Consider the following 11,500-nt stretch of genomic DNA (forward strand, 5'->3'; position numbering starts at 1 on the left):
TCATGTTCACCTGCTGATAGCTTATCCGCCGAAGCTGGCGATCAGCGTCATGGTGAACAACCTGAAATCGGTTTCATCACGCCGGATACGCATACTCAATACCCATATCCCCCGGCAAAGCAAAAGTGCAGCGCTCTGGTCACGTTCTTACTTTGCCTGCAGTGCAGGCGGGGCAACGATCAAAACACTGAAAGAGTATGTGCAAAGTCAGGCGACACCTGATTAGAACCGCTGCGCGGTTCCCGCTTGTATCCCCGCCCGATTGGGCGAGGGTTTACGCGGAGTTTTGCTAACTCACTGCAAATACGTTGTTGCAGCTTACGGCACAGCTCTGGGTCGCTGATGGGCCCTAGCTTACGATCCGTAATGACAAAAATATCTTCAACCCGCTCGCCGAGGGTGACAATTTTAGCGCTGAGCAGGTTGATGTCCATTTCCACGAAGATACGACCAATACGCGCCAATAAACCAGGGCGATCAGGGGCGATGACTTCTAGCGTGGTGCGAAGTGTTGCAGGGTCGTTACTGATGATCACCTGTGTAGGCATGGTGAAATGCTTCAGCTGACGCGCCACTCGACGCTGTACGATGTCGCTATAATCTGCGGGATCGTCGAGTTCTTCGATGAGTACTTCTTTGATTTGCTTGATGCGCTCTGGGTCTCGAATAGGCTCATCATCGTGCTCTAAGACGATGTAGGTATCTAAGCTGTAGCCTGAGCTTGAAGTACTGATTCGGGCATCATGAATATTGAGGTTAAGCTGTTGCATAGCGGCAACAGTAGCCGCAAACAGGTGCGGCTCCTCTTGGGTATAAACAAAGATTTTGGTGCCACCCACTTGGTCTACTTTATTTGGGTTGGTCACGAGCACCAGCGGCAGCTCTGGTGTTTTATGCTGAAGAATCTGTTCCGTCTGGAATGCGATCTCACGGGCACTGTCTTGTAAGAAGTAATCTTCGCCTAGGGTATTCCACAGCGGCCAAATTTTGGTTTCATCCACCCCCCATTTTTTCAGCAGGGCCAGCGCATCTTGTTGAGTCTCGTCAATCCATTCCTGACGGTCGATAGGATTCTCTAAGCCGCGGCGTAGTGCGCGCTTGGTTTCGACATAAAGCTGTTGCAATAAAGTGGCCCGCCAGCTGTTCCATAGATTGGGGTTGGTGGCGTTAATGTCGGCAACGGTCAGCACGTAAAGGTAATCTAGGCGCACCTCATCGCGGACGGTCATGGCGAACTCTTGGATGATATCGGGATCAGAGATGTCTTTTTTCTGAGCCGTCATCGACATCAAAAGATGGTGCTCTACCAGCCAACTGACCAAACGGGCATCGTGTTTGCTGATGTGATGTTTTTCACAGAAATGCAGCGCATCACGAGCACCCAATTCTGAATGGTCGCCGCCTCTGCCTTTACCGATGTCGTGAAATAAACCAGCAATATACGCCAACTCGCGTTTGGGCAGGCGGTGAATCAGTTGTGCGGCAAAGGGGAAGGTTTTGCGGGCGTCTTCTTTTTGGAAGTTATGCAAAAACTTCAGCAACAGCAAGGTATGAGCATCGACGGTGTAAATGTGGAACAGGTCATGTTGCATCAAACCGATGGCGTAGCCAAACTCCGGCAAATATTTGCCTAAAATGCCGTAGCGGCTCATGCGTCGGAGCTGACGGGCAACATTGCCTGAACTGCGTAGCAGCTCCATAAACAGTGAGGAGTGGCGAATGTCTCGACGGAAACTCTCATCAATCAGATGGCGGTGATCACGCAACAGACGAATGGTTGAGGCTCTTACGCTTTCGATCTGAGGGTTTTGCGCCATCAGTAGGAATATTTCCAGCAGCGCAAAAGGCGCCTGTTCGAATACCCTTGGGTGGGTGGCTTCGATCTTGCGATTGACCATCTGGAAGCGACGATTCAGCGGGGTAATTTTAGCTTCATGCTGAGACTGTAGTATGGCGTCATCAAAGTGCTGCATGAGCACATCGTTCAGCTCGGTCAGCGACATCACCACTCTGTAATAACGGCGCATAAACTGTTCAACGGCTAAACGTTCGTCGTTGTCAGCATAACCAAATAGCTCTGCCAGTGTGCGCTGGTGGTCAAAAAGCAATCGGTCTTCGGCGCGCTTGGCCGTCATGTGCAAGGCATAGCGTACTTGCCAAAGAAAAGCTTGTCCTTGCTCCATGATGCGCACTTCTGACTCCGTCAAAAAGCCTTCTCGCATCAAGCCCTCTAGGGTGTTGGTCCCGAAATGACGCTTGGCAACCCAGCCGATCATCTGAATGTCTCTTAAACCACCGGGAGAGGACTTGATGTTGGGTTCAAGATTGTATTCGTTGTTGTTGTACTTGTAGTGGCGTGTGATCTGCTCTTGCCATTTGGCCTCAAAAAATTCGCTGCTGGACCACATATATTCTGTGCCCAAGCGTTTGACCATCTCTTCACGCAGACTATCTGGCCCCACAATGGTGCGATTTTCCAGCAGGTTGGTGGCAACTGTGATGTCAGCTTTTGCTTCACGCTCACAATCAGTCAGAGATCGGACGCTATGGCCGATGTCTAGACTGATATCCCATAGGAAAGTCACAAAGCGCTCAAGGCTGTCGCGGTAGGGGCTGTCATCATCGTTGCGTAGCAGGATCAGCAGATCGATATCTGAGCCGGGGTGCAATTCGCCTCGACCATAGCCTCCTACGGCTAATAAGCTGATCTGGCTATCCGGCCAGTCAAATTGCTCCCACGCAACACTGAGCAGTTGATCGATAAACCAAGCGCGCCCATGCACCAAATCCCGAATATCTGCACCTTCAAGAAAGCGTTGATCAAGCAAACCTTGTACTGATCTGATGCATTGCTTGAACAGACTGATCTTAGATTTGGCTTCGTTAAGCTGTTGTCTAAAGGCGTGTTTGTTAAACAGCGATGGATCAGGTGCAAACTCATAGGGTGTTAGCGGCATGGGCATTCAGTCCATTAGAATATGGTTTCTTCTTTACGTAAGGTCAGTATTTCACAACCCTCTGCGGTTACCAGCAGCGTGTGTTCATACTGCGCGGATAGACTGCGATCTTTTGTGACCACTGTCCATTCATCATTTAGGGTCTTACTATGACGCTTTCCGGCATTGATCATTGGTTCTATAGTGAAGGTCATGCCCTCTTGTAAAGCAAGTCCTGTACCAGCTTTGCCATAATGTACCACCTGAGGGTCTTCATGAAAGCCCGCGCCAATCCCGTGCCCGCAGTACTCTCGTACAACAGAGAATCCGTTTGACTCCGCATGCTTTTGAATAATCTCGCCTATATCACCTAGAGTTGTGCCTGGACGGACAATTTTGATCGCTTTGTACAAGCACTCTTGCGCAATTTGACACAAACGCTTGGGTTGAATTCTGGTTTCACCAATCAGAAACATCATACTGGTATCACCGTGATAGCCATCTTTAATCACGGTGATGTCAACGTTGACGATGTCGCCATTTTTCAGAATTTTGCTGTCACTGGGAATGCCATGGCAAATCACATGATTCACAGAGGTACAGATGGACTTAGGAAAGCCATGATAATTCAGCGGCGCAGGAATCGCGTTTTGCACATTAACGATATAATCATGGCAGATGCGGTCTAGTTCGCCAGTGCTAACACCCGCCTTTACATGCGGAGCGATCATATCTAGCACTTCTGCGGCAAGACGGCCCGCTACGCGCATTTTTTCAATTTCTTCGGGTGTTTTGATAATTACAGTCATGTCTAAATAGTAAAATCTTTTCAGCAGTGAATTCAAAGTGAGCTTGGATGTTACCGCTTATTGCACTGCGGTGGGAGATGTAGAAGAGGATAAAAGCAAGAAAGAGACTAAAATAGTCGGAAATAAATTCATCCAGCGTGCATTTTGGGATGTTTTTTTTCAGAAACCCCCGACAAACTTTATATTATATTGGTCTTGTGGTATAAAGCCGCGCGCTTCTACGCAAATGTTAATCAGAAGGCTTTGCCACTGATGGCATTGTGTTTGAGCCATATCAATTAAATCCAAAACGACACACATATACCGACACGTAGCTCTGGGTGCCTAAGACAAACTTGGTTTGTGATTAGGTTGGGTTATGGGGTGTATGGAGGTTTAACCCTAATTTTAGGAGTCAAAATGTCTCAAGTTTCTATGCGTGATCTGCTTAAAGCAGGTGCTCACTTCGGTCACCAAACTCGTTACTGGAACCCAAAAATGGGCAAGTACATTTTTGGTGCGCGTAACAACATTCACATCATCAACCTAGAGCACACTGTGCCTGCGTTGAACGATGCATTGTCTTTTGTTGAAAAGCTAGCTGCTGGTAAGAACAAGGTTCTACTGGTAGGTACTAAGCGCGCAGCAAGCAAAGTGATCAAAGAAGAAGCGATCCGCGCTGGCATGCCATACGTTAACCACCGCTGGTTAGGTGGTATGTTGACTAACTACAAAACGATCCGTCAATCAATTCGCCGCTTCCGCGATCTAGAAGCGATGCAGAATGATGGTACGTTCGACAAGCTGACCAAGAAAGAAGTGCTGATGAACCAGCGCGAAATGGCTAAGCTAGAGCGTTCTATCGGCGGTATCAAAGATATGGGCGGCCTGCCTGATGCATTGTTCGTAATCGACGTTGATCACGAGCGTATTGCAATCAACGAAGCTAACAAACTGGGCATTCCTGTTATCGGTATCGTTGATACTAACAGCAATCCAGACGGCGTTGATTTCATTGTTCCTGGTAACGATGATGCGATCCGTGCAATTCAGATCTACACCCAAGGCATTGCAAACGCTTGCCTAAAAGGTAAAGACGGTCTGGGTTCTGATGAATTCGTAGAAGTTAGCGAAGCTGCAGCAGAGTAATACTCTGTTGTCACACGCTGCTGTTATTTTTAATAGCCGCGACAGTTAACTCTGCAAAAGGGGGCCTAAAGCCCCCTTTTGCAAATCCGTTTTTTTATATCTGATCAAAGAGGTTGTAATCATGGCTGCAATTAGCGCATCTATGGTAAAAGAGCTGCGTGACCGTACTGGTCTAGGCATGCTTGAGTGCAAAACTGCACTTCGTGAAGCTGAAGGCGATATCGAGCTAGCAATTGAAAACCTACGCAAATCAAGCGGCATGAAAGCAGCTAAGAAAGCTGGTCGTGTTGCTGCTGATGGTGCAATTGTTACTAAAGTAGCAGCAGATGGCAGCTACGGTATCGTTCTGGAAGTGAACTCTGAAACTGACTTCGTTGCCCGTGACGAAGGTTTCAAAGCTTTTGCTGAGCTGGTTGTGAACAAAGCTTTCGAAACCAAAGAGACTGATATTGCTGCTCTGATGGCTGGCGAATTAGAAGCAGCGCGTGAAGCGTTGGTTCAAAAGATCGGCGAAAACATCTCTGTACGTCGCGCAGCTATTCTAGAAGCACCAGCTGGCGGTCTAATTGGTGAATACGTACACGGCGGTCGTATCGGTGTACTTTCTGCACTAGTTGGCGGTAACGCTGATGTGGCTAAAGACGTTGCAATGCACGTTGCTGCGGCTAACCCTCGTGTTGCACGTCCAGAAGAGATGCCAGAAGAAGAACTGCAGAAAGAGAAAGAGATCATCATGGCGCAACCTGATATGGAAGGTAAGCCACAAGAGATCAAAGAGAAAATGGCAGTTGGCCGCGTGAAGAAATTCTTGGCGGAAAACAGCTTAGTAGAACAAGCTTTCATCAAAGATCCTTCTGTAACTGTTGGCGCATTTGCTAAAGCTAACGGTGGCGAAGTTCAATCTTTCATCCGCATTGAAGTAGGTGAAGGTATTGAAGTTGTGAAAGAAGATTTTGCTGAGGAAGTGCGTAAGCAGGCTGGCCTGTAATACCACTCCCCCGAAGTCTGACAATGGCGTGTGTGGCTTTAAGTTACACGCGCCATTGTGCAATATAATCCCTGATTTTTACCGCCGGAGATTGCTGAGATGCCAAATAAAGAAAAAACCTCACCTTACAAACGTATTTTGCTAAAACTGAGCGGCGAAGCTCTAATGGGCGAGCAAAACTTTGGTATTGACCCTGCAGTCTTAAACCGTATGGCACTAGAAATTGGCCAATTAGTTGGCATTGGTGTGCAGGTTGGTTTAGTGATTGGTGGTGGTAATTTGTTCAGGGGCGCAGCACTGAGTCAAGCTGGCTTGGATCGCGTAACGGGCGATCACATGGGTATGCTGGCAACAGTGATGAACGGTTTGGCAATGCGTGATGCTTTAGAGCGCGCCAATATTCGCACTCGTGTAATGTCTGCGATTCCAATGAGCGGTGTAGTTGAACACTACGACCGTCGTACTGCGATACGTTATCTGACTTCTGGAGATGTGGTAATCTTCAGTGCGGGTACGGGTAATCCATTCTTTACCACAGACTCTGCTGCTTGTTTACGCGGTATTGAAGTGGATGCAGATGTGGTGATTAAAGCCACAAAAGTAGACGGGGTTTATGATAAAGATCCGGTTAAATACGCAGATGCCGTTAAATATAGTTGTTTAAGTTATGACAGCGCCTTAGACCAGAAGCTAGAAGTAATGGATCTAACTGCAATCTGCCTAGTACGCGATCATAATATGCCTGTACGGGTATTTGATATGAATAAGCCCGGTGCGCTGCTGAATTTAGTGGTAGGCGGTGACGAAGGCACACTAATTTACAGAGGATAATTCCGTGATCAACGAAATTAAAACCGACGCCGAAAAACGGATGAAGAAAAGCATTGAGTCGCTGGGTGTTGCATTTGCAAAAATCCGCACTGGCCGTGCTCACCCAAGTATCTTAGACAGCGTAACTGTTGATTATTACGGCTCCACAACCCCTCTAAGCCAAGTGGCTAACGTGGGTGTTGAAGATGCGCGTACCTTAAGCATTCAGCCTTGGGAACGCAACATGGTAGGTGCCATTGAGAAAGCTATTATGGCCTCTGATTTGGGTCTAAACCCAAGCTCAAACGGTAACACCATTCGTGTACCGATGCCTGCGCTGACAGAAGAGACGCGCAAGAACTATATCCGTCAGGCTCGTGCCGAAGCGGAAGGTGGTAAAGTGGCAATTCGCAATATCCGCCGTGATGCGAATGGTTCAATCAAAGACCTTTTGAAAGAGAAAGAGATTTCTGAAGATGATGAGCGTCGTGCAGAAGACGCCATTCAGAAACTTACCGACAAATATGTTGCTGAAGTTGATGCGTTGCTGGCAACTAAAGAGCGCGACTTAATGCAAGTTTAATTCTCTTTGCGCCCATCTTTTTGATGGGCGCCACTGTGCTGCCTTTTTATGCATTCTGATAAAAAAATAACCAATGTTCCACGTCATATCGCCATCATCATGGATGGCAATAACCGCTGGGCAAAGAAACGATTTTTACCCGGCATTGCGGGTCATAAAGCAGGTGCTAATGCCGTACGTGCGGTAATTAGAGCTTGTGTTCAACATCAAGTAGAAGCTTTAACTTTATTTGCTTTTAGCAGTGAAAATTGGCAACGACCTATTACAGAGGTCAATGCCTTAATGGAGCTTTTTCTGTTCTCGCTACGGCGTGAAATCAAACAACTGCACAAACACAACATTCGGTTACGTATTATTGGCGATAAAACCGCGTTCAGCGCGGATATTCAGCAAGGTATCGCTGATGCAGAAGCTTTAACCGCTAACAATCGTGGTTTACAGCTTAATATCGCCGCCAATTACGGAGGCCGCTGGGATATTGTCAATGCAGCTAAGACACTGGCTCAACAAGTGGCTAGCGGCCTGTTACAGCCGGAGCAAATTGATGAAACCTGCTTCAATCAGGTGGTTTCGCTGAGCGATTTACCTGCCCCTGATCTTTGTATCCGTACCGCAGGCGAACAACGTATTAGCAACTTCTTGTTATGGCAGTTTGCCTATACCGAATTCTATTACAGCTCGTTGCTATGGCCGGACTTCCGAGAAGATGCACTAACAGAGGCCATCATTGATTACAGTGGCCGTCAGCGTCGTTTTGGTAAAACCAGCGAGCAGGTTGAAGGACAAACTGATGGGCAAATAGAAGGACTATCGGATGCTTAAACAACGAGTGATAACTGCCCTAATTTTGGCACCTTTGACTTTGTGGGGCTTATTTGGCCTGAGTGCGGAACACTTTATCTGGTTTATCTCGGCGGTAGTTTTAATTGCCAGTTGGGAATGGGCAGACCTTTCAGGTAGCTCCACATTAGGGCGTGTACTTTATCCCGCTGCGATGGGGCTCATGCTTTATGGTTTAGAACAAGTCCGCACCCCTGAATTAGATCTGAATATTCTAATTTTTGCAGCATTGGGCTGGGCTGCGGCGCTGTACGCTGTCAGCTGTTATCCCAAAACCCCTTTTTGGTCGAGTACTTCTGCCCGACTTCTAATGGGGCTGGCGGTATTAATCCCTTGCTGGGTTGGGTTTGTCGAGTTAAGAACCAGTTTCTGGTTAGGTAAAGATGAGCTGCTTTATGTGTTGCTGCTGGTCTGGACTGCGGATGTGGGGGCTTATTTCTTTGGCCGCCGATACGGTAATAAGAAGCTAGCACCGAAGGTTAGCCCTGGTAAGTCATGGGCAGGTGTATACGGTGGTTTATTTGCAACCTCTGTATTGGCACTCTTTGCTTCGTTGTATTGGCAGTTAAGCGTTTTGAACACCCTGACACTGATTCTTATCACATTAGTTGTAACAGCTGTTTCTGTTTTGGGCGATCTGTTAGAAAGCATGGTGAAACGTCACCGTGGTTTAAAAGACAGTAGCCATTTACTGCCAGGACATGGCGGCGTGATGGATCGCATTGACAGTTTAACCGCAGCTGCTCCAATTTTTGTTTTAAGCCTTAAATTAACAGGTTTAACTTTATGAGTTTGATGCGCCAGAAAAATATCACCTTATTAGGCGGTACTGGTTCGATAGGACAAAGCACTCTAAGTCTGATTGCTCAGCATCCCGAACGTTATCGTTTGTTTGCGGTGAGTGGTTTCAGTCGTGTCGAACTTTTGGCGCAGATTTGCCAACAATTCCGGCCCAAGGTTGTAGTCGTGCCCACAGCTGAAGCTGCTGCTGCACTGAGAGCTTTGCTACCCCAACTGGAGAGTGAGCTGCTAGTTGGTGCTGAGGCGCTAGAGCTGGTTGCCTCTGCCCAAGAAGTTGATATTGTTGTTGCCGCTATTGTGGGCGCAGCAGGTTTACTACCCGCTTTGGCGGCAGTAAAAGCAGGCAAACGAATTTTACTGGCGAATAAAGAAGCCCTGGTGATGTCTGGCCAGCTTTTTATGGATGCGGTAAAGGCTTATGGTGCGGAGCTGTTGCCTGTAGACAGTGAGCACAATGCGATATTCCAGTGCTTGCCTGATCTTGGTACTCAGTTTGATGCGGATACTCTGCCTAATCGAGGCGTACGCCAAATATTGCTGACAGCTTCAGGCGGTCCTTTTCGTGAGTTCAGCGCTGAGCAATTGGCTCAAGTCACACCTGAACAAGCGGTGGCGCACCCGAACTGGTCAATGGGACAGAAAATTTCCGTTGATTCTGCAACGTTAATGAACAAAGGCTTAGAGTTAATTGAAGCTTGCTGGCTTTTCGCTGTACAGCCTGAGCAGATTCAAGTGGTGGTACACCCCCAGAGTATTATTCACTCTATGGTGTCCTATGCCGATGGCTCAGTGATTGCTCAAATGGGCAACCCTGATATGCGAACTCCCATCGCTTATGGTTTAGCTTGGCCAGAACGCATTGAAGCTGGCGTAAAACCTTTAGACCTATTTCAGGTTGCAAAACTTAACTTTGAACCTGCGGATGAAACCCGTTTCCCATGCCTAGCGCTCGCCAAGGCTGCTTTCAAATTAGGTGGAACCGCACCTGCTATTTTAAATGCAGCCAATGAAATGGCTGTCGCCGCTTTCTTAGCGCGCAAAATTCGCATGATTGATATACCAGAGCTTTGCTCCCGTGCCTTATCACAAGTACCTGCACACTCTGCTGATAGCCTAGAGCAAATTTTGCAGGACGATCAACAAAGCCGAGCCTTCTGTTTACCTGAACTTGAACGTTTAGCCGCCGAGTGCGTCAAAACGCATTAACTGATGTTAAGGGTTTAAGTAATGAGTTTTCTGCATACCGTATTATCGTTGATCGTTACCCTAGGTATTTTGGTGACCGTACACGAGTTTGGTCATTTTTGGGTGGCGCGCCGTTGCGGTGTTAAAGTGCTGCGCTTCTCTGTTGGTTTTGGTAAGCCGTTATTTCGCTGGCGTGATAAGCACAATACCGAGTATGCCATTGCTTGGATTCCCCTTGGCGGCTACGTCAGTATGCTGGATGAAAGAGAGGCTGTAGTTGCAGAGCACGAGCGGTCATTAGCATTTAACCGTCAGTCCGTTTGGAAACGTATTGCTATTGTGGCCGCAGGACCTATCGCCAATTTTATTCTGGCAGTGATCACTTATTGGTTAGTTTTCGTATCTGGTAGCTCCGCACTTGCACCTGTAATCGGCGCGGTTACGCCCAACTCTTTAGCAGAGCAGGCGGGATTACAAGCTAACTATGAAATTGTCGCTATTGAAGGTGAGCCAGTACGCTCATGGCAAGAGGTGGCGCTAGCGCTGTTGGCTAAAGCGGGTGATAGCGGAGAAATCACTCTACAAAGTCGTGAATGGCAGGGCTACAACGAAGTGCAACACTTCGTGACTCTTGACCGTTGGTTAGCAGGGCAGTCTACGCCAGACCCTTTAAAAAGTTTGGGTATTACGCCATTCTCACCCGCTTTTCCAGCTGTTGTTGGACAAGTAATAGAAGGTGGTGCTGCTAAGGCTGCTGGCTTACTTGTTGATGACCAAATACTGTCTGTTGATGCGGTTGCAATACAAGACTGGATGCAGTGGGTTGCAGTGATTCAAAGCTCGGCTCAGAAAACATTATCAGTTGAAGTACAGCGTGCAGGAGAGCTTGTAACACTCAGGTTAACACCAAACAGCAAAAATCTATCCGACGGTAGAGCCATTGGTTATATCGGGGCAGCTCCACAGTCAGTAAGCTGGCCTGAAGGTATGATTCGAGAAGTGCAGTACGGTATGTTTGAGTCCATCGGACAGGCCGCTATTAAAACCTTCGATATGACGCTGCTGACATTAGATTCTATTCGCAAAATGGTGGTGGGTTTAATATCGGTTGAAAACCTAAGCGGCCCAATCACTATCGCTAAAGTGGCTAGCGATTCGGCCAAAGGTGGCTTAGAAAGCTTTTTAACCTTTCTGGCCTATATCAGTATCAGTTTAGGCGTGTTAAACCTGCTACCTATTCCTGTACTCGATGGCGGACATCTACTGTTTTATTTTATTGAAGCGGTAACTGGGCGACCAGTACCAGAAAAAGCTCAACAATTGGGATTACGGATTGGTATGATGCTGCTCGGCAGTTTAATGCTGATCGCCTTTTATAACGATTTAATGCGGCTATGAATCTGCCGCCTTCTTGGAACAG

Annotated in this window: 11 protein-coding genes; 9 read left to right on the forward strand and 2 right to left on the reverse strand. The window is 47.6% G+C overall.

All coding sequences use genetic code 11. The features are described from left to right. Positions 1-226 (forward strand): IS200/IS605 family transposase (gene tnpA, locus B5D26_RS12660; protein ID WP_143833119.1); only part of this gene is annotated, 226 nt, incomplete at its 5' end. On the opposite strand, the gene B5D26_RS12665 is transcribed toward tnpA, so the two are convergent. Then, a complete protein-coding gene (locus tag B5D26_RS12665; protein ID WP_078746093.1) occupies positions 180-2,957 on the reverse strand; it encodes a [protein-PII] uridylyltransferase in 2,778 nt (925 codons plus the stop codon). The genes tnpA and B5D26_RS12665 overlap by 47 nt on opposite strands. Before the next feature lie 14 nt (positions 2,958-2,971). Next, positions 2,972-3,769, reverse strand: a complete 798-nt coding sequence (gene map, locus B5D26_RS12670; protein ID WP_268808414.1) for a type I methionyl aminopeptidase — start codon at positions 3,767-3,769, stop codon at positions 2,972-2,974. A gap of 375 nt (positions 3,770-4,144) precedes the next feature. Between map and rpsB the strand changes: the two genes are divergently transcribed. From rpsB to rseP, 8 genes are all read left to right on the forward strand, one after another. Continuing rightward, positions 4,145-4,873, forward strand: coding sequence for a 30S ribosomal protein S2 (gene rpsB / locus B5D26_RS12675; protein WP_078746095.1), 729 nt, complete (start codon positions 4,145-4,147; stop codon positions 4,871-4,873). Positions 4,874-4,994: 121 nt separating this feature from the next. Further along, positions 4,995-5,861, forward strand: coding sequence for a translation elongation factor Ts (gene tsf / locus B5D26_RS12680; protein ID WP_078746096.1), 867 nt, complete (start codon positions 4,995-4,997; stop codon positions 5,859-5,861). Positions 5,862-5,960: 99 nt separating this feature from the next. After that, the gene (gene pyrH / locus B5D26_RS12685; RefSeq protein WP_078746097.1) at positions 5,961-6,692 is read left to right on the forward strand and encodes a UMP kinase; all 732 of its coding nucleotides are present in this window, start codon (positions 5,961-5,963) and stop codon (positions 6,690-6,692) included. 4 nt (positions 6,693-6,696) lie between these two features. Continuing rightward, positions 6,697-7,254, forward strand: a complete 558-nt coding sequence (gene frr / locus B5D26_RS12690; RefSeq protein ID WP_078746098.1) for a ribosome recycling factor — start codon at positions 6,697-6,699, stop codon at positions 7,252-7,254. 48 nt (positions 7,255-7,302) lie between these two features. After that, on the forward strand, positions 7,303-8,076 hold the full coding sequence (locus B5D26_RS12695) for an isoprenyl transferase (RefSeq protein WP_078746099.1): 774 nt from the start codon (positions 7,303-7,305) through the stop codon (positions 8,074-8,076). After that, positions 8,069-8,884 carry a phosphatidate cytidylyltransferase gene (locus B5D26_RS12700; RefSeq protein ID WP_078746100.1) on the forward strand — a complete coding sequence of 272 codons (816 nt, stop codon included), beginning with the start codon at positions 8,069-8,071 and terminating at the stop codon, positions 8,882-8,884. Before B5D26_RS12695 ends, B5D26_RS12700 begins: the two co-directional genes overlap by 8 nt. Further along, on the forward strand, positions 8,881-10,101 hold the full coding sequence (gene ispC, locus B5D26_RS12705) for a 1-deoxy-D-xylulose-5-phosphate reductoisomerase (RefSeq protein ID WP_200810675.1): 1,221 nt from the start codon (positions 8,881-8,883) through the stop codon (positions 10,099-10,101). Before B5D26_RS12700 ends, ispC begins: the two co-directional genes overlap by 4 nt. Before the next feature lie 21 nt (positions 10,102-10,122). Continuing rightward, on the forward strand, positions 10,123-11,478 hold the full coding sequence (rseP, locus tag B5D26_RS12710; RefSeq protein ID WP_078746101.1) for a sigma E protease regulator RseP: 1,356 nt from the start codon (positions 10,123-10,125) through the stop codon (positions 11,476-11,478). Positions 11,479-11,500: the final 22 nt, after the last annotated feature.

It is taken from the genome of Oceanospirillum multiglobuliferum, from assembly GCF_900167095.1.
In the GTDB taxonomy this organism is placed as follows: domain Bacteria; phylum Pseudomonadota; class Gammaproteobacteria; order Pseudomonadales; family Halomonadaceae; genus Oceanospirillum; species Oceanospirillum multiglobuliferum.